At 49.5% G+C, this 18,824-nt stretch carries 17 protein-coding genes and 1 other annotated feature; all 17 genes read right to left on the bottom strand.

The window, feature by feature from the left end; all coding sequences use genetic code 11:
- Window positions 1-20: 20 nt before the first annotated feature.
- The 17 genes from rpoC to gltX all read right to left on the bottom strand — a co-directional run bounded on the left by rpoC (window position 21) and on the right by gltX (window position 18,788).
- Window positions 21-3,638, bottom strand: coding sequence for a DNA-directed RNA polymerase subunit beta' (gene rpoC / locus IEW11_RS12440; RefSeq protein WP_308422729.1), 3,618 nt, complete (start codon window positions 3,636-3,638; stop codon window positions 21-23).
- Between the two features lie 52 nt (window positions 3,639-3,690).
- Entirely contained in the window at window positions 3,691-7,254 is a 3,564-nt protein-coding gene (gene rpoB, locus IEW11_RS12435; protein ID WP_188531376.1) for a DNA-directed RNA polymerase subunit beta, read from the bottom strand.
- A gap of 412 nt (window positions 7,255-7,666) precedes the next feature.
- Entirely contained in the window at window positions 7,667-8,263 is a 597-nt protein-coding gene (locus IEW11_RS12430) for a class I SAM-dependent methyltransferase (protein ID WP_188531439.1), read from the bottom strand.
- A gap of 109 nt (window positions 8,264-8,372) precedes the next feature.
- Window positions 8,373-8,735, bottom strand: coding sequence for a 50S ribosomal protein L7/L12 (rplL, locus tag IEW11_RS12425; protein ID WP_188531375.1), 363 nt, complete (start codon window positions 8,733-8,735; stop codon window positions 8,373-8,375).
- A gap of 45 nt (window positions 8,736-8,780) precedes the next feature.
- Window positions 8,781-9,284 (bottom strand): 50S ribosomal protein L10, encoded by a 504-nt coding sequence (gene rplJ / locus IEW11_RS12420; RefSeq protein ID WP_188531374.1) that lies wholly within the window; start codon window positions 9,282-9,284, stop codon window positions 8,781-8,783.
- 55 nt (window positions 9,285-9,339) lie between these two features.
- Window positions 9,340-9,501 (bottom strand) — a sequence feature (ribosomal protein L10 leader region).
- A 13-nt stretch (window positions 9,502-9,514) separates the two neighbouring features.
- The gene (gene rplA / locus IEW11_RS12415) at window positions 9,515-10,207 is read right to left on the bottom strand and encodes a 50S ribosomal protein L1 (protein ID WP_188531373.1); all 693 of its coding nucleotides are present in this window, start codon (window positions 10,205-10,207) and stop codon (window positions 9,515-9,517) included.
- Window positions 10,208-10,336: 129 nt separating this feature from the next.
- Entirely contained in the window at window positions 10,337-10,762 is a 426-nt protein-coding gene (gene rplK, locus IEW11_RS12410) for a 50S ribosomal protein L11 (RefSeq protein WP_188531372.1), read from the bottom strand.
- A 96-nt stretch (window positions 10,763-10,858) separates the two neighbouring features.
- Window positions 10,859-11,392, bottom strand: coding sequence for a transcription termination/antitermination protein NusG (gene nusG, locus IEW11_RS12405; protein ID WP_188531371.1), 534 nt, complete (start codon window positions 11,390-11,392; stop codon window positions 10,859-10,861).
- 23 nt (window positions 11,393-11,415) lie between these two features.
- The gene (secE, locus tag IEW11_RS12400; protein WP_188531370.1) at window positions 11,416-11,625 is read right to left on the bottom strand and encodes a preprotein translocase subunit SecE; all 210 of its coding nucleotides are present in this window, start codon (window positions 11,623-11,625) and stop codon (window positions 11,416-11,418) included.
- A gap of 18 nt (window positions 11,626-11,643) precedes the next feature.
- Entirely contained in the window at window positions 11,644-11,793 is a 150-nt protein-coding gene (rpmG, locus tag IEW11_RS12395) for a 50S ribosomal protein L33 (protein ID WP_081666981.1), read from the bottom strand.
- 304 nt (window positions 11,794-12,097) lie between these two features.
- Complete coding sequence (gene sigH / locus IEW11_RS12390; RefSeq protein ID WP_188531369.1) at window positions 12,098-12,748, bottom strand: RNA polymerase sporulation sigma factor SigH; 651 nt, start codon at window positions 12,746-12,748, stop codon at window positions 12,098-12,100.
- A gap of 226 nt (window positions 12,749-12,974) precedes the next feature.
- Window positions 12,975-13,499, bottom strand: a complete 525-nt coding sequence (locus tag IEW11_RS12385; protein WP_188531368.1) for an NYN domain-containing protein — start codon at window positions 13,497-13,499, stop codon at window positions 12,975-12,977.
- A 3-nt stretch (window positions 13,500-13,502) separates the two neighbouring features.
- Window positions 13,503-14,312: a 23S rRNA (guanosine(2251)-2'-O)-methyltransferase RlmB gene (gene rlmB / locus IEW11_RS12380; RefSeq protein ID WP_188531367.1), complete on the bottom strand. Its 810-nt coding sequence runs from the start codon at window positions 14,310-14,312 to the stop codon at window positions 13,503-13,505.
- Window positions 14,313-14,336: 24 nt separating this feature from the next.
- Window positions 14,337-14,765, bottom strand: coding sequence for a Mini-ribonuclease 3 (locus IEW11_RS12375; RefSeq protein WP_188531366.1), 429 nt, complete (start codon window positions 14,763-14,765; stop codon window positions 14,337-14,339).
- Window positions 14,762-16,180: a cysteine--tRNA ligase gene (cysS, locus tag IEW11_RS12370; RefSeq protein WP_188531365.1), complete on the bottom strand. Its 1,419-nt coding sequence runs from the start codon at window positions 16,178-16,180 to the stop codon at window positions 14,762-14,764. Before cysS ends, IEW11_RS12375 begins: the two co-directional genes overlap by 4 nt.
- Window positions 16,177-16,842, bottom strand: a complete 666-nt coding sequence (gene cysE, locus IEW11_RS12365) for a serine O-acetyltransferase (RefSeq protein ID WP_188531364.1) — start codon at window positions 16,840-16,842, stop codon at window positions 16,177-16,179. The genes cysS and cysE overlap by 4 nt, the downstream gene beginning before the upstream one ends.
- Window positions 16,843-17,321: 479 nt before the next feature.
- Window positions 17,322-18,788, bottom strand: a complete 1,467-nt coding sequence (gene gltX / locus IEW11_RS12360; protein ID WP_188531363.1) for a glutamate--tRNA ligase — start codon at window positions 18,786-18,788, stop codon at window positions 17,322-17,324.
- Window positions 18,789-18,824: the final 36 nt, after the last annotated feature.

Below are 18,824 nucleotides of genomic sequence, written 5' to 3'. Positions count from 1 at the left end.
CCCCTACTCTGTTTATTTAATTACGATTCAACTGTCTCCAGCTGCTCTTCATCGCTCAATTGCTGTTCATCCTCGAAGCCGGCAAAGCGGATGCTGCGATAACGGTTCATCCCGGTACCTGCAGGAATCAGCTTACCAATAATGACGTTCTCTTTCAAGCCGAGCAATTGGTCAACCTTCCCTTTAATAGCCGCGTCCGTAAGAACACGCGTCGTTTCTTGGAAGGAAGCTGCCGACAAGAAGGAGTCGGTTTCAAGCGATGCTTTCGTGATCCCGAGCAGTACAGGCTTAGCCACTGCCGGTTCTTTATCCGCGAAGATGGCATCGCGGTTTGCTGATTCATATTCATGAATATCAACAAATGCGCCCGGCAGCAAGACCGTTTCGCCCGCATCCACAATCCGGATTTTACGAAGCATCTGCTTGATCATAACTTCGATGTGTTTATCGTTAATCTCAACGCCTTGATTCCGGTAAACGCGTTGAACTTCCTGAAGAATATAGTTCTGAACGCCGCGGATACCTTTAATGCGAAGCATATCCTTCGGATCGATCGAACCATCAGTCAGCTCGTCGCCGGCTTCAATATGCTGGCCTACCGTTACACGGATACGGGAACCGTATGTGACAGCGTAGACTTTCGATTCCGCTTCTCCCTGCACTTCGATCTCACGGCGATCCTTCGCTTCACGGATTTCTTTAATGACCCCGTCAAGCTCGGAGATAATCGCCTGTCCTTTCGGATTCCGGGCTTCGAAGAGCTCTTGAATCCGCGGAAGACCTTGCGTAATATCGTCTCCGGCAACGCCGCCGGTATGGAATGTACGCATTGTAAGCTGTGTTCCCGGCTCACCGATCGATTGGGCGGCGATAATACCAACTGCTTCACCGATCTCCACGTGTTTGCCAGTAGCAAGGTTACGGCCGTAACAGATCTTACAAACCCCATGACGAGCACGGCAGCTGAGCACAGAACGGATCTGCAGCTTCTCAACACCAGCTTCAATAATGGCGTCCGCTTTGTTCGAATCAATCAATTCGTTACGGTTAACCAGAACTTCACCTGTCTGCGGATGACGAACCGTCTCAAAGGAGTAACGACCTTCAATACGATCGTACAGATCCTCGATAACCTCTTTACCATCTTGGATTTTGCTGACGGTAAAGCCTTTATCCGTTCCGCAATCGTCTTCGCGAACGATGACATCCTGCGCAACGTCGACCAGACGGCGGGTCAAGTATCCAGAGTCCGCTGTACGAAGGGCTGTATCCGCCAAACCTTTCCGCGCACCGTGAGTGGAGATGAAGTACTCCAATACGGTCAGGCCTTCACGGAAGTTCGATTTGATCGGCAACTCGATGATCCGACCCGATGGATTCGCCATCAGACCGCGCATCCCGCCAAGCTGTGTGATCTGCGATTTGTTACCCCGCGCTTTGGAATCGACCATGAGCATGATGGAGTTGTAACGATCCATCGATTTCATGAGGATATCGGTAATTTGATCCTTCGCTTTACTCCAGATCCCGATAACACGGTCATAACGCTCGTCGTTCGTAATCAGACCGCGACGGTACTGATTCGTAACCACTTTAACCTTCTCATCGGATTCCTCAAGAATTTTAATTTTCTCTTGTGGAACGATAACATCGTCGACCGCAATTGTAATACCCGCTTTGGTCGAGTAGGTAAAACCAAGCTGCTTGATTTTATCCAAAATAACCGATGTTTGTGTTGTATGGTACTGGCGGAAACACTCAGCAATGATTTGACCGAGATATTCCTTGCCGACTGCACCGGCTATTGAAATTTCATTCAAGAACTTTTGCAGATCGGTACCTTTTTCATAGACAAAATATTTATCCGGTGTGCCGTTGATCAAGTTGGCTTTTGTTGCCTCGTTGATGTACGGGAACGTATCCGGGAAGATCTCATTGAAGATGACCTTACCGACAGTCGTCACCAGCAGTGATTTTTGTTGTTCTTCTGTGAACGTCTTCTTGTTCAACACTTTGACAGGAATGACAATCCGGGCATGCAGCGAAACAATACCGCGTTGGTATGCGGAGATCGCTTCGTTAACGTTCGCAAACACCGATCCGCTGCCTTTAGCTTCGTTGTTATCCATCGTCAAGTAGAAGCTTCCAAGAACCATATCCTGAGACGGAGTAACAACCGGTTTGCCGTCTTTCGGATTCAAGATGTTACCCGAAGCAAGCATCAACAGACGGGCTTCCGCTTGTGCTTCTGCCGACAAAGGTACGTGTACCGCCATTTGGTCACCGTCGAAGTCAGCGTTGTAAGCTGTACATACGAGCGGGTGAAGTTTAATGGCGCGTCCTTCAACAAGGATCGGTTCGAAAGCTTGGATACCCAGACGGTGAAGCGTAGGGGCACGGTTCAGCAGAACCGGATGCTCCTTGATCACTTCTTCAAGAACATCCCAAACCTCAGGGCTAACCCGTTCTACTTTGCGTTTGGCGCTCTTGATATTGTGAGCAAGCCCTTTGTTGACAAGCTCCTTCATCACGAAAGGCTTAAACAGTTCAAGCGCCATTTCCTTCGGAAGACCGCATTGGTACATTTTCAGGCTTGGTCCGACTACGATAACAGAACGGCCTGAGTAGTCAACACGTTTACCGAGCAGGTTCTGACGGAAACGTCCTTGCTTACCTTTCAGCATATGGCTGAGCGATTTGAGCGGACGGTTCCCGGGACCGGTAACAGGACGGCCACGGCGGCCGTTATCGATCAAAGCATCAACCGCTTCTTGAAGCATCCGTTTCTCATTCTGAACGATGATGTCCGGCGCGCCAAGATCAAGCAGCCGTTTGAGACGGTTGTTACGGTTAATAACACGGCGGTACAGGTCATTGAGGTCAGATGTCGCAAAACGTCCGCCATCAAGCTGAACCATTGGACGAAGCTCCGGCGGAATGACCGGAAGCACATCAAGGATCATCCACTCCGGCTCATTGCCGGAGTTGCGGAAAGCCTCGATGACTTCAAGCCGTTTAATTGCCCGGTTACGTCTTTGTCCTTGTGCTGTACGAAGCTCTTCCTTCAGCATATCGAGCTCACGCTCAACGTCGATATCCTGCAGAAGGCGTTTGACTGCTTCCGCACCCATTCCGGCATGGAAACCGTAGCCGTATTTTTCACGGTAGCTGCGGTATTCTTTCTCGGAAAGAAGCTGTTTCTTCTCCAAAGGCGTATCGCCGGGATCCGTTACAACATAGGATGCAAAGTAAATGATCTCCTCGAGCGAACGAGGGGACATATCAAGCGCCAAGCCCATACGGCTTGGAATGCCTTTGAAATACCAGATATGCGAGACCGGAGCTGCGAGTTCGATGTGACCCATACGTTCACGACGAACCTTAGCGCGAGTTACCTCAACGCCGCAGCGGTCACAAACCACACCTTTGTAACGAACACGCTTGTATTTACCGCAATGACATTCCCAGTCTTTCGTCGGCCCGAAAATCTTCTCGCAGAACAAGCCTTCTTTTTCTGGTTTCAACGTACGGTAGTTGATCGTTTCCGGTTTCTTCACTTCTCCGCGGGACCATGAACGAATCTTGTCCGGGGAGGCCAATCCGATCTTCATATACTCAAAGTTGTTTACGTCCAACAAGGAGCAACCCTCCTTAAGTCTGTGTCAGTCAATTTAGATCTACTTTCGATCGTTACTCCGCGCCTACTTCCGCGCCTTCCAGGTTGAGGTTCAGCTTATCGCTGGTTCCATCGTCCTCATCGTCCATTTCTTTCATTTCGATCTCTTCTTCGTTCTCAGTAAGGATCTTGACGTCCATACCTAAGCTCTGCAGTTCTTTGATAAGAACCTTGAACGATTCAGGAACACCAGGTTCTGGCACGTTCTCGCCTTTGACGATCGATTCGTACGTTTTCACACGACCAACAACATCGTCAGACTTAACGGTAAGAATCTCTTGCAGCGTGTAGGCTGCACCGTATGCCTCGAGTGCCCAAACCTCCATCTCGCCGAAACGCTGCCCGCCAAATTGCGCTTTACCGCCAAGAGGCTGCTGTGTAACGAGTGAGTAAGGACCAGTGGAACGAGCATGGATTTTATCGTCAACCATGTGAGCCAATTTAATCATATACATAACGCCGACCGTAACTTCACGTTCGAACGATTCCCCGGTTCTTCCATCGTAAAGAATCGTCTTACCATTACGCTGCATGCCAGCTTCTTCCATCGTATCAAACACATCATACTCGCGCGCACCGTCAAATACCGGTGTAGCGGCATGAATGCCAAGATGTTTACAAGCCATACCCAAGTGGACTTCCAGCACCTGTCCGATGTTCATTCGTGACGGAACGCCGAGCGGATTAAGAACAACTTCGACCGGTGTGCCATCCGGCAGGAAAGGCATATCTTCTTCCGGAAGAATACGTGCGATTACCCCTTTGTTACCATGGCGTCCTGCCATTTTGTCGCCCTCGGAGATTTTCCGTTTTTGAGCGATATAGACACGAACCAATTGGTTAACGCCTGGCGGCAGCTCATCGCCGTTCTCACGCGTAAATACTTTCACATCAACGACGATACCGTCGGTACCATGCGGCACGCGCAGCGATGTATCGCGAACTTCGCGGGCTTTCTCCCCGAAGATGGCATGCAGCAAACGCTCTTCCGCCGTCAATTCGGTTACGCCCTTCGGTGTTACTTTACCAACGAGAATATCGCCTGCGCCGATTTCAGCACCGACACGGATAATACCGCGCTCATCCAAGTTCTTCAGCGCTTCTTCGCCAACATTTGGAATATCACGGGTAATTTCTTCCGGTCCAAGCTTCGTATCACGCGCTTCGGACTCATACTCCTCGATATGAATCGAAGTGTATACATCCTCTTTAACGAGTTTCTCGCTAAGCAGGATCGCATCCTCGTAGTTGTAGCCTTCCCAAGTCATAAACGCAACCACAACGTTGCGGCCCAGCGCCAGCTCACCCATCTCAGTGGATGGACCATCGGCAAGAATCGTTCCTTTCGGCACGAATTCGCCTTTGCGAATGATTGGACGTTGGTTAATACACGTACCTTGGTTAGAACGCATAAATTTGTGCAGCTTGTGTTTCACCAGATCTCCGGTTACTTGTTTGCCGTCGATTGTTTCCACACGACGCACCTGAATTTCATTTGCGGTTACGCGTTCAACAATTCCATCATGCTTCGTAACGATACAAACACCCGAGTCTTTTGCCGATTTGTGTTCCATACCTGTACCAACAAGCGGCGCTTTCGGAATAAGAAGCGGCACCGCCTGCCGCTGCATGTTGGAACCCATCAGCGCGCGGTTGGAGTCATCGTTCTCCAAGAACGGGATCAGCGCAGTCGCAACCGATACAACCTGTTTTGGAGATACGTCCATATAATCAACACGGTCGCTCGGCATCGTCAGAATGTTATCCTTCTGTTTGTTGTAACGAACGATAACACTTTCTTCGGCAAACCTACCTTCCGAGTTCAGCTCCGCATTCGCTTGTGCGATAACATAGTTATCCTCTTCATCCGCAGTAAGATAAGAGATTTGCTCAGTGACAATAGCTGTTTTCGGATCAACCCAGCGATAAGGCGCCTCAATGAATCCATACTCATTAATACGCGCAAACGTGGACAAGGAGTTGATCAATCCGATATTCGGTCCCTCAGGCGTCTCGATTGGACACATCCGTCCATAGTGAGAGTTATGAACGTCACGAACCTCAAAGCCTGCGCGCTCCCGCGTCAAACCACCGGGTCCTAGTGCGGACAAACGGCGTTTGTGCGTCAGCTCGGCAAGCGGGTTCGTCTGATCCATAAACTGGGACAGCTGTGAGCTTCCGAAGAACTCTTTAATTGAAGCGATAACCGGGCGAATATTAATAAGCGCCTGCGGTGTGATCGCATTTGCGTCTTGAATGGACATTCTCTCGCGTACAACGCGCTCCATTCGGGATAAACCGATACGGAACTGGTTCTGCAGCAATTCACCGACAGAACGCAAGCGGCGGTTACCCAAGTGGTCAATATCATCCGTGCTGCCAACACCATGCAGCAAGTTGATGAAGTAGTTAATCGAGGCGATGATGTCCGCAGGCGTAATGTGTTTAACCGCCTTGTCAATCAAGCCGTTAGAAATTACTTTGATAACTTTTCCGTCTTCGTCCGGTGAGAATACACTGATCGTTTGTAGAGGAATACTACTAGCATCCATTACACCGCCAGCTACATGATACGTCTTATAACCGACGTTTGTCTCAAGCAGCGGAAGAATCTCGTCTAACAGGCGACGATCAATCATTTGTCCGCTCTCCGCCAGGATCTCTCCTGTGCTTGGATCGACCAGCGTCTCAGCAAGACGTTGATTGAACAGACGGTTCTTAATGTGAAGTTTTTTATTTATTTTGTAACGGCCAACGTTGGCCAAATCATAGCGCTTTGGATCGAAGAATCGCGCAACTAACAGGCTCTTCGCATTATCCAATGTCGGCGGCTCGCCTGGACGCAGACGCTCATAAATTTCGATCAGCGCCTTCTCCGTGGAGTCTGTATTGTCTTTATCAAGCGTGTTGCGGATATACTCATCATGACCGAGCAGATCAAGAATTTCGGCATCAGTGCCAAAACCAAGCGCACGCAGAAGCACCGTTACCGGAATCTTCCGGGTACGGTCAATGCGGACGTAGATAATATCCTTCGCGTCCGTCTCCAGCTCAAGCCAAGCACCACGGTTCGGAATAACCGTAGCTGTGTATGTTTTCTTCCCGTTCTTATCGACCTTCGTGCTGAAATATACACTGGGTGAGCGCACCAATTGGCTGACGATAACCCGTTCCGCTCCATTTATAATGAATGTGCCAGTTTCGGTCATCAGCGGGAAGTCGCCCATGAAAACTTCTTGTTCCTTCACTTCTCCGGTTTCTTTGTTGATGAGCCGCACCTTTACTCGTAATGGAGCAGCATACGTCACGTCGCGTTCCTTCGACTCGTCAACCGAATATTTCGGTTCGCCTAAGCTATAATCAATAAACTCAAGCGACAGATTGCCCGTGAAATCCTGAATCGGTGAAATGTCTTGGAACAATTCAAGCAGGTCTCGCTCCAAAAACTTTTCATACGACTTTTGTTGGATTTCGATTAGGTTTGGAACCTCGAGCACCTCGTTAATGCGAGCGTAGCTTCTACGCGTGCGTCGGCCATACTGAACAAGTTGTCCTGCCAACTTTACCTCACCCCTCATGTCTGCTTCAACGCTTAAATATAACAGTTAGCTGTTTCAAGCGTAAACATCTTTTGCTATCTCCAGAAGGAGTTAGCGCATTTCGTGTAGAAATATAAGTCAGTACAATTACTAATCATATACTTTCTTATATTTCAATAAAGAAAAGCCCTTATCGAAGAGTATCGAAAAAAGAGCATGTTCCTAGCGGTCGGCGCAGCCGATCTCGGCCACATCTTCTCATATCAAGTAATTTTGCCCAAAATCTAAGCATTATACGTCAATGGTTATTTTTTATGCATAAAATGCATGTAAAAATAATACTTGACATTTTAATGAACTAAAGAGATTGGGCCCAGTTTAATGCTGACATTTTATAATAATAACACATCAGAGATTCCAAGTCAACAATCGATTGCCGTTTTTCTAACGCCTACTTCTCTGCCCGAAAAATACGGTAGCCTTTGTCTTTCTTCACCTCGACCACTCGCTCAAACAACGATTCAAGCTTTGCCTCTGCAGATGGTGCTCCCTGCTTTTTTTGAATGACCACCCACATCGCCCCCCCGGGACCGAGCATTGCAGCTCCTTCTTCGAAGATTTGATGCACAACCGCTTTACCGGCTCGGATCGGCGGATTCGTAATGATGACATCAAACTTTCGGCCCTGTACCGCTTCGAACAAATCACTCTGGATGATTTCCACATTATGAACCCCGTTTAACGCAGCATTCTCACGAGCCAATTCTACTGCACGTTCATTGATGTCAATCATCGTCACTTTGCCTTGCGGCACCAGCTTTGCCGACACGATACCAAGCGGTCCGTAACCGCAACCAACATCAAGAATCCGCGCCGCCTTTGGCAATTCGAGCGCATCAATAAGCACGCGGCTTCCATAATCGATGCCCGATTTGGAGAAAACGCCTGCATCCGTCACAAAACGATAACGTGTGCCTCTCAGCTCCATTTCATGGATTTGCCGATTATGCTGGGTCTCCGGTTTGCGAGTGTAGTAGTGGTCTGACATCATTTCCCTCCATCCTTCATTAACGAATAAAGTACAATCAACCTATAGATAAGCGTAAGCAAACCCCTTGAAGCAACGCTTCAAGGGGTTTGCAAGGTTAATCTGTAAATTACTTCACTTCTACAGATGCGCCAGCTTCTTCAAGCTTAGCTTTTACTGCTTCTGCTTCTTCTTTAGCTACTTTTTCTTTGATTGGTTTCGGCGCGCCGTCAACCAGATCTTTTGCTTCTTTCAAGCCAAGGCCAGTGATCTCGCGAACAACTTTGATAACGTTGATTTTGGATCCGCCAGCGCTTGTCAAGATAACGTCGAATTCGCTTTGCTCTGCAACTTCTGCAGCGCCGCCGCCTGCAACAACAGCTACTGGAGCTGCAGCAGTTACGCCGAATTCCTCTTCGATTGCTTTTACCAATTCGTTCAACTCAAGAACGTTCATGCCTTTAATGGCTTCTAAGATTTGCTCTTTACTCATGGTTAAACCTCCATAAATTGTAGTTTGTATTTTGTAATCGTGTAATTATGCTTCTTGCTCTTGTTTCTCAGAAACAGCTTTAACTGCAAGCGCGAAGTTGCGTACAGGAGCTTGAAGTACGCTGAGGAGCATGGACAACAAACCTTCGCGGGACGGCAGATCTGCCAGCGCTTTGATTTGTTCTACCCCAACAACTTGACCTTCAAGGACGCCGCCTTTGACTTTCAAAGCTTCATTCTTTTTCGCGAATGCGCTAAGAATTTTCGCCGGAGCGACAACATCCTCTTTACCGAAAGCAATGGCAGTCGGGCCAGTTAACACTTCATCAAGTTGTGTCAGCTCAGTAGCTTCAGTTGCGCGACGAATCAGAGAGTTTTTCAAAACTTGAAACTCAATGCCCGCTTCACGCAGTTGTTTACGAAGTTCCGTTACTTGCGCAACGTTCAATCCGCGGTAATCCGCAACGATTGTGCAGTTGCTCTCACGCAGTTTCGACACGATCTCAGAAACAGCCTGCTCTTTGTCTTGGATGATCTTTGCGTTAGCCAAACTTTACACCTCCTATAAAATGTTCTACACCCCGTATAAAGACTTTCTTCCGTTCCCGATGCATGAGAAAGGCCTCCGCAACCGAGCGAAGGCCATGATCGTTCATCTATCCGACGCGTATGTACGCAGCGGTATAATAAACATTATATCATAACACCTCGGTAGGAAATTAAGCGCATATGGCACCTACTGTCTACGGCATGCATATTCGATTTCGAATTGCGTTTCTATTAACGGTAAACCGCTGTGTTAACACGGGCGCTTGGTCCCATTGTCGAAGAAACAGCAATGTTTTTCAGGTAAACCCCTTTTGCAGCAGCTGGCTTAGCCCGGTTCAATGCGTCAACCAAAGAACGAAGGTTTTCGTTCAATTGTTCAGCACCGAAGGATACTTTACCAATTGGCGCATGGATTTGACCTGCTTTGTCCAGACGGTATTCGATCTTACCGGCTTTGATCTCTTGCACAGCTTTAGTAACATCAAACGTTACTGTACCGGCTTTAGGGTTTGGCATCAAACCTTTACCCCCGAGAATACGGCCAAGCTTACCGACTTCCGCCATCATATCCGGCGTCGCTACGCAAACGTCGAATTCAAACCAGCCTTGCTGAATTTTGTTGATCATGTCAGCATCGCCGACAAAATCCGCTCCAGCAGCTTCCGCTTCCTTCGCTTTTTCACCTTTCGCAAAAACGAGGACGCGTTTTGTTTTACCAGTACCGTGCGGCAATACTACCACACCGCGTACCGCTTGATCTTGTTTACGAGGGTCTACACCCAAACGCACTGCTACTTCAACGGACTCGTCGAATTTTGCAGATGCGGCTTTTTTCACCAATTCAATGGCTTCCAAAGGCTCATATGTCGCTTCGCTGTCAAACAGCTTCGCGGCTTCTTGATACTTTTTACCATGTTTTGCCACGTTGTTCTCCTCCTTGTGTGGTCATAACGGAAAATCCTCCTAGCGGATGATCCTCCCACGCTGCATGAACAAATTTGTCCATGAGCCCGGACACCTGTGATACCGCGCCCGTTTCAAACCAAATGTTGATTACTCAGTGATTGTAACACCCATACTGCGAGCAGTACCTTCGATCATAAGCATTGCTGCTTCAACCGACGCTGCATTCAGATCGGGCATCTTTTGCTCAGCGATCTCACGCACTTTCGCACGGGAAACCGAAGCGACCTTCTTCTTGTTCGGCTCTCCGGAACCTTTTTCGATTCCTGCCGCTACGCGAAGAAGAACAGCTGCCGGCGGTGTTTTCGTCTCGAACGTAAAAGAACGGTCTTCAAATACCGAAATAACGACCGGGATAATCAAACCCGCTTGGTCCGCTGTACGAGCATTGAACTCTTTACAGAACGCCATGATGTTTACGCCTGCTTGACCGAGTGCAGGACCGATCGGCGGAGCCGGGTTCGCTTTACCTGCTGGCACTTGCAGTTTTACCATCTTGATGACCTTTTTTGCCATGTTGCACACCTCCTTGCCCCAAAGTGTGGTCAGACGGGATTAGCTCCCTCCCACCATCGCAGAACAGCCTGTGCTGCGATATTAGAAAACCGGATATTATATCTTTTCCACCTGAGTATAATCCAGCTCAAGCGGGGTTTCCCTTCCAAACATGTTAACGTGGACCTTAAGCTTGCTTTTGTCGAGCAGAATCTCTTCAATCGTACCGACAAAGTTGGCGAAAGGACCCACTTTGACACGAACCGTCTCCTTCAAATCGAAATCGATCACCGGTTTCGGTTCTTCCATGCCCATGTGCTTCAGAATTTGTTCCACTTCATCAGGCAGCAAAGCCGTAGGCTTCGAGCCAGAACCTGTGGATCCAACAAACCCTGTTACTCCAGGTGTATTGCGAACAACGTACCACGAATCATCGGTTTGCACCATTTCCACAAGGACGTAGCCGGGGTAAACTTTACGCATGACGGTCTTCTTCTTACCATCCTTGTTCACCACTTCTTCTTCCATAGGGACGAGCACGCGGAAGATCTTGTCTTCCATGCCCATGGATTCAACGCGTTTTTCCAGATTCGTCTTTACCTTGTTCTCATAACCGGAATACGTGTGAACGACATACCATCTTTTTTCCATAACAAGCCACCTTTGGACCCTTCTTAAACAATCAGTTCGACCAATTCGGAGATCCCGATGTCAAGAAGCCAGAAGTAAAGCGTCACAAACACAATCGTCACCAGAACGACAATCGTATAGCTTGTCAACTCTTTACGGTTTGGCCAGCGGACTTTTTTCAGTTCCGCCCAGCTGTCGGCAAAGAAGGCAAATGTAGAGCCGAAGCCTTGTTTCATTCTAGCCAAAAATGCCACGTCCACACCTCCAATAAACTAACGAGTCTCGCGATGAGGAGTATGCTCGTTACAGAACTTGCAGAACTTCTTCATCTCGATGCGGTCGGGGTGATTCCGTTTGTTCTTGTTGGTCGTATAATTTCTTTGTTTGCAGTTTGTGCAAGCCAACGTGATAATAACCCGCATTGAAGTACACCTCCCGAACTAACCGTTTCATTGCATGACTGCTTGTTGCATACTTGTTGCATAAACGTTTATGTTGAATCGCGCAGATTCAATAACTCATTCAAAACATATGCATATTTTGAGCTACCTAAAATACTTTATCACAAGCAATATTTCATGTCAACGAAAAAGTCATAGTCTCATTGTATCCATTTCCTTCTACTCTCAAACCGCACTCACTATACCGGCGAAAAATAAAAAAAGACTCGCTTCCGAGCCTTCCGCTGTATGATTCAAGATAACCGTTTATCAAACATCAACACTACTATCCGCTTACGTCCCGAACTTCAAGATAACGTTCAAGCTTACGTTTAACTCGCTGCAGCGCGTTATCAATCGATTTCACATGGCGATCCAAATCTACTGCAATCTCTTGATAAGATCTGCCATCCAAATAAAGCATGAGGACTTTCCGCTCAAGATCGCTAAGAATTTCACCCATCTTGTCTTCCAAACCCACAAACTCTTCTTGGTTGATAATCAGTTCTTCGGGATCAGAAACACGGGATCCGCATATGACATCAAGCAGCGTCCGGTCCGAATCTTCATCGTAAATCGGCTTGTCCAGAGAGACGTATGAATTAAGAGGAATATGCTTTTGTCTGGTAGCTGTCTTAATCGCTGTGATAATCTGTCTCGTAATACACAATTCAGCAAAGGCTTTAAACGAGGCCAGCTTGTCCCCTTTAAAATCACGGATCGATTTGTACAGGCCAATCATGCCTTCCTGCACAATGTCTTCACGGTCTGCTCCGATTAAAAAATAAGAGCGGGCTTTGGCACGCACAAAGTTCTTGTACTTGTTGATCAAGTACTCCAGCGCTTCGCCATCCCCATCACGCACCGCCTCAACGACATCCTCGTCCGTTTTGCAGTCATATTCGTGCATACTCAAATCTCTGAGGTCGATGCTCACGAACTATCCCTCCGGCCTGCAAGGCGTACATTGCTCTGTTCCAATCTCTATCATTAAACATAGGCTCAGTATACATTATGTAACCTAGCACCGTCAACAAGCGTCTGGGCGTCCTGACCTCTTTTATATAGAAAAATTGTAACCTACTGCCAGTGTAGCGTCAAGAAGATGTCACCTTAAATAACACTCACGCGACGTCCTAGCCCTCCAGCGTGCTTCTGCCCTTTTATTTATTGCCGCGCCGCATTTTTTCCAATCGGGTCCAAACATCCAGACTCACTACATTATCTAATGAGTTTCGTTTGCCGCTTTGATCGTTTTTGACCGTTTGTTCAATATCTTTACGGTTCTGCTCAATATCGATCAGCAGCTCCCTTGCGGAAATCCGCAGCGCCCCTTTGCCAAAAGCGACATGCTGTTCCACAAGATCCGAGGTTGCGACATAAATATTCCGCCTTCTCCGGGTGAGCTGGGCGACAAGCCGTTCAATACACTCATCGGCCGTTTCTTTCTCCTTCGTATAAACGACAGTCAATTTGTGCTGCTTATACGTGGCTCCCAGCCCCGGGACCTGATGAGCATCAAAAATGACAAACACCTGCATCCCCGTAAACCCCTGGTAATCCGCCAGCTGATCGAGCAGCCGGTCGCGAGCCTCTTCCAACCCTGTTTCTTTTAACCGCTCGAGCTCCGGCCACGCTCCGATCATATTATAGCCATCTACCAGAAGCACATCCTCACGGCGTTGCATCGGTTATTCACTCCGGCTCATGGCCGAATCGGCTCCCGATTTTGCTGCCGAAGAATTACCGCTGCCTAACCGCTGACGAACCACCTCGTACATCAATACGCCTGCCGCTACGGAAGCATTTAAAGAATTCAGCTTGCCAAGCATCGGCAGCTTCACGAGGAAATCGCATTTCTCGCGAATCAATCTTCCCATCCCTTTGCTTTCGTTGCCGATCACAACGGCAAGCGGCATATTAAAGTTAGATTTGTACACATCCTGCTTGGCCGCAACATCCGCTCCTGCGATCCAAATTCCGTCCTCTTTCAAACGTTCAATCGTCTGCGCCAAGTTAGTCACCCGGGCAACCAGCACATGCTCCGCCGCGCCGGCCGAGGTTTTGGAAACCGTTGCCGTCAATGAAGCGGAACGGCGCTTAGGGATAATCACACCATGAACGCCCGTGCATTCCGCCGTACGCAAGATCGAACCCAAGTTATGCGGATCCTCAATCTCATCGAGCAGCAGCAAGAACGGCTCTTCTCCCTTTGAACGGGCGAGCGCGATTATCTCATCCACCTCAGCGTAACGATAAGCCGCCGCTTGGGCGACAACGCCTTGATGCTGGACGCCGGCCGCCATTTGGTCCAGCTTGCGCTTGTCGACGAATTGCACGATGATGCCCAGCTTTTTCGCTTCATTTACGATAGGAAGGGTCAAATTCTTTTGTGCGTTATCGGCAATCCATATTTTGTTGATCTCTCTGCCGGAACGAAGCGCCTCCAACACAGGGTGCTTACCTGCAATCCATTCTTCTTGATTTTCCTGTTCTGTCATCTTGCGCCCTCCTCACTTTACTTCTCATTCTGAATCTTGTCCGTTACCATCTTCGAAAGCGATAGCCAGCAGTTCCCGCAGTCGATCGCTCCGCCCCTGATAATACAAATAGCCGACCAAACACTCCAGCGCGGTAGCCTGCCTGTATTGCTGAATATCAGCGTTTTTCGGCGGAGCGCCTGATTTGGCGTTGCGTCCTCGCCGTACAATATCAGCTTCCTCTTCCGTCAACAGCGGCTGCCATCGCTGCAGCAGTGCGCATTGCGCCCTCGCCGATACCCAGGAGGTCGCTTGCCGGTGCAGATGATGCAGCTTGTGATTAGGCTGCGAAACCAAGTACTGCCGGACGAGCAGCTCAAACACCGCATCCCCTATATAGGCCAGCACTACAGGGTTCAGCTGCTGCGGATCCTTTGCCGGCGCATGAAACCACAGTCCCGCTTCTTCGCTCATTTACGCCTCCAACGAATTCCCTGCGGCGTATCTTCCAGTATAATTCCCTTTTCGGCCAACAGATCGCGGATCTCGTCCGCCCGCGCCCAATTTTTTGTCTTGCGCGCCTCTATGCGCTCTTCGATCAACCGGTCCACCTCTTCGCCCGGCAGCTCTTCTTCTGCCTGCGCCGGCAGAAGGCCAAGCACCTCATCCATCTCCCGCAGCAAGCCGATCAAGGCCTGCAAGCTCTGTGCCTGTGTTACCTCGCGGTTCAGATATTGATTCGCTTCACTCACCAGCTCGAATACCGCCGTAATGGCATCCGGTGTATTAAAATCATCACTCATCTTCGCATGGAACAAATCGCGGATTTCCGCAATTCGATCGGCTAGTTCAACAGGGGCAGATGTTGCATCTTCTACCGCCTTATCGCCTAACGCCTGCAGCCGATGCCGCAGATTCGCTTCACAGTTGCGGATGCGCTCCACGCTATTCTCCGCTTGGGCGATCGTCTCATCGTTAAAATTGAGCGGGCTGCGGTAATGCGTCGCAAGCATGAAATAACGGACAGCGGCGGGCTTTACTCTAACCAGCAGATCTTTCACCCTTATGCCGTTACCCAGCGACTTGGACATTTTCTCATTGTTTATATGAATATATCCGTTATGCATCCAGTAATTAGCGAGCGGATGGCCGGTTAACGATTCGGATTGCGCCACCTCGCACTCATGATGCGGAAACTGCAAATCATGTCCGCCGCCGTGAATGTCCAGCGTATCACCCAAATATTTGCGCGCCATCGCCGAGCATTCGATATGCCATCCAGGGCGTCCTGCTCCCCACGGACTGTCCCACTTAATCTCACCCGGCTTCGCGCCTTTCCACAGCACAAAATCCTGTGGATGCTCTTTGCGCTCATCGATTTCGATCCGGATGCCAAGCTGCAGCTCCTGCATATTTTGATGTGACAGCTTGCCGTACTCCTCAAACTTGGCGGTCCGGAAATAAACATCGCCACCGCTCGGATAAGCGTATCCCTTATCGACCAGACCGCCGATAAAAGCAACAATCTCCTCGATATGATCCGTCACGCGCGGATTCATCGTCGCTTTTCCTACGCCCAGTCCTTCAATATCCTCGTTAAATGCATCGATGAACGTATCCGCTACATCCGGTACGGTCGTTCCCATCTGCTCCGCTTTGCGGATCAGCTTGTCATCCACATCCGTGAAATTGACAATGTACTGAACCTCATACCCCTTTGTTTCCAAATACCGCCGGACCACATCAAAGAAGATCATCGGCCTTGCGTTCCCGATATGAATATAATCGTATACCGTCGGGCCGCATACATACATTTTCACTTTTCCCGGCTGCTGCGGAACAAACTCTTCCTTCTCTCGGGTCAGCGTATTGTAGATCTGCACCTTCATTTTCCTGTTTCGCCTCCACTGCCTACGGGCTGTTTGATTTTTTCCAGCTCCGCTCTGAGCTCATTGATTTCCTTCTGCATGTGCCTGAATGTCTCGATTACCGGATCGGGCAGCTGGGTATGATCCAGACGATCCTCCACCCGCTTGCCGTCTTTCTTCACGATTCTGCCCGGAATGCCGACCACCGTACTGTTGGGCGTCACTTCACGCAGCACGACGGAGTTCGCGCCGATATTCGAATTGTCCCCTACCTTGAATGATCCCAGTACCTTTGCGCCGGATGCAATGACCACATTATTGCCGATCGTCGGGTGGCGCTTGCCCTTTTCCTTCCCTGTCCCGCCTAACGTAACGCCTTGATAAATGACGACATCGTCCCCAATCTCGCACGTCTCACCGATGACTACGCCCATACCGTGGTCGATGAACAGCCTTTTGCCGATTTTCGCGCCCGGATGAATCTCGATCCCCGTAAAAAACCGGCTAATCTGCGAAATGATGCGGGCTAACGCAAACCACCTGCGGCGAAAAAAGGCGTGGGCGATCCGATGAGCCCAAATGGCATGCAATCCCGAGTACGTGAAGATCACCTCAAATTTATTGCGTGCCGCAGGGTCATTTTCGAATACGGCTTGAATATCCGATTTGATGTGCCCGAGCATTGTCCATCCCCCTCACTTCTTAAAATGCCGTTTATAGGAATAAAAAACGCCTCCGCAGCCATCGGCTGCAGAGACGTATCGATCGTGGTCCCACTCTGCTTAGATAGGAAATGCAGCCCGCTCCCATTTCATCGATTGAATGACGAAACAAGACCAGCTGTAACCTTATCCTCTTAAGCCCGTAACGCGAGCCATACGTTGCCGCCTACCCCTCATGATTCCCATCACAATGAAAAACATTGCCATGGAATATCCATCGGATCGGAGCACGGCTCCCAGGTGCAATTTCCGCTTCGGGGATTGAACAACTTCCAGCCTGACACATTAAACCTTATCTGGCAGGGTTCGCGTGTCGGTTGTCCTCTCTGAGAATCCCTTGTAAACGTACTTCTCCTGATCAAAGCCTTTTATAGATTAACGAGATTAATTTTACCCATAGTATACCTGTTTGCCATTCGGATGACAAGATTCGGGCGACCTTATCTCGCAAGCCTAGCCTTTAACCTGCTGATGACCTTTGGACGGCCGAGCAAACGGATCGTCTGGTTCAGATCCGAGCCATGCGTCTGTCCTGTCAGCGCAGCCCGAATCGGCATGAACAGCTGTTTGCCTTTGAAGCCGGTTTCCTGTTGTACCGCTTTAATCATCGCTTTGATGCCATCCACTGTAAAGCCTTCCTCGTCGGCCGCTTCCGTCTGCCCCAGAAAAGCGCTTAGTACGGCAGGCACCTGTTCTTCAGCGAGCACTGTCTGCGCTTCTTCCTCATCCCGCACCTCATCCTGGAAAAACAATGCCGTAAGCGGTACTATATCAGCCGCGCAGCGCAATTTCTCCTGATGCAGGGCAACCAGCTCATTCACCCACTGGTGACCGGCCGCATCAAGCGTCTGCGGCACAACGCCCTCACGCTGCAGATGGGTTAAGCATAACGCTGCAACACGCGGCAGCTCCGCCTGCTTCAAATACTCGTTGTTCATCCAAGCCAGCTTCTGCGTATCGAATACCGCCGGGCTTTTGCTTAGCCGCGCCGCATCGAATGCTTGGACCAGCTCCTCACGGGTGAAGATTTCCTGTTCCCCTTCCGGCGACCAGCCGAGCAGCGCGATAAAGTTAAACAGCGCCTCCGGCAAATAACCGAGCTGATCATACTGTTCGATGAACTGGATAATCGATTCATCCCGCTTGCTCAGCTTTTTGCGCTGTTCGTTCACGATCAGCGTCATGTGGCCGAACAGCGGCGGCTCCCAGCCGAGCGCCTCATAAATCATCAGCTGGCGCGGGGTATTGGAGATATGATCCTCGCCGCGCAGCACGTGGCTGATCCGCATCTTGTAATCGTCCACCACAACCGCAAAGTTATAGGTCGGAATTCCGTCCTTCTTCACGATGACAAAGTCGCCGATTCCATCTGACTCGAAACTGATCGAGCCTTTTACCATATCATCAAAGGAATACGACTTTCCTTCCGGCACGCGGAAACGAATGCTTGGCACACGCCCTTCCGCTTCAAAGGCCGCGCGCTGCTCTTCGGTCAGATCACGGTGCTTGCCGGAGTACCGAGGCATCTCGCCGCGTGCGGTTTGCTCCTCCCGCTCCTGCTCGAGCTCCTCTTCGGTGCAGTAGCAGCGGTACGCGAGCCCGCGCTCGAGCAGCTCCTCATAACATTCCCGGTAAATATCAAGCCGTTCCATTTGCCGGTAGGGTCCGTAACCGCCGCCAACATCAATACTCTCGTCCCAGGAAATGCCAAGCCATTTTAAATAATTCAGCTGATTCTCTTCACCGCCGGCCACATTGCGCTTCACATCGGTGTCTTCAATCCGGATAATAAATTTGCCTCCATGCCTGCGGGCAAACAAATAGTTAAATAATGCCGTTCTGGCGTTGCCAATATGTAAATGTCCTGTTGGTGAAGGCGCATAACGAACGCGAACTTCCTCTGTCATCTCGATCCATCCTTCCTAAAGGTTTTGCGCAGCAAA

It is taken from the genome of Paenibacillus abyssi, assembly GCF_014640295.1.
Lineage (GTDB): Bacteria > Bacillota > Bacilli > Paenibacillales > Paenibacillaceae > Paenibacillus_D > Paenibacillus_D abyssi.
This window is presented reverse-complemented; position numbering and strand designations above follow the sequence as displayed.

Bases quoted from the DNA above. Each gene is read 5' to 3' on its own strand.
- rpoB (WP_188531376.1), bottom strand. From the start codon at position 7,254: ATGAGGGGTGAGGTAAAGTTGGCAGGACAACTTGTTCAGTATGGCCGA.
- IEW11_RS12430 (WP_188531439.1), bottom strand. From the start codon at position 8,263: ATGTCAGACCACTACTACACTCGCAAACCGGAGACCCAGCATAATCGG.
- rplL (WP_188531375.1), bottom strand. From the start codon at position 8,735: ATGAGTAAAGAGCAAATCTTAGAAGCCATTAAAGGCATGAACGTTCTT.
- rplK (WP_188531372.1), bottom strand. From the start codon at position 10,762: ATGGCAAAAAAGGTCATCAAGATGGTAAAACTGCAAGTGCCAGCAGGT.
- nusG (WP_188531371.1), bottom strand. From the start codon at position 11,392: ATGGAAAAAAGATGGTATGTCGTTCACACGTATTCCGGTTATGAGAAC.
- rpmG (WP_081666981.1), bottom strand. From the start codon at position 11,793: ATGCGGGTTATTATCACGTTGGCTTGCACAAACTGCAAACAAAGAAAT.
- IEW11_RS12385 (WP_188531368.1), bottom strand. From the start codon at position 13,499: ATGCAACGCCGTGAGGATGTGCTTCTGGTAGATGGCTATAATATGATC.
- rlmB (WP_188531367.1), bottom strand. From the start codon at position 14,312: ATGACAGAACAGGAAAATCAAGAAGAATGGATTGCAGGTAAGCACCCT.
- IEW11_RS12375 (WP_188531366.1), bottom strand. From the start codon at position 14,765: ATGAGCGAAGAAGCGGGACTGTGGTTTCATGCGCCGGCAAAGGATCCG.
- cysS (WP_188531365.1), bottom strand. From the start codon at position 16,180: ATGAAGGTGCAGATCTACAATACGCTGACCCGAGAGAAGGAAGAGTTT.
- cysE (WP_188531364.1), bottom strand. From the start codon at position 16,842: ATGCTCGGGCACATCAAATCGGATATTCAAGCCGTATTCGAAAATGAC.
- gltX (WP_188531363.1), bottom strand. From the start codon at position 18,788: ATGACAGAGGAAGTTCGCGTTCGTTATGCGCCTTCACCAACAGGACAT.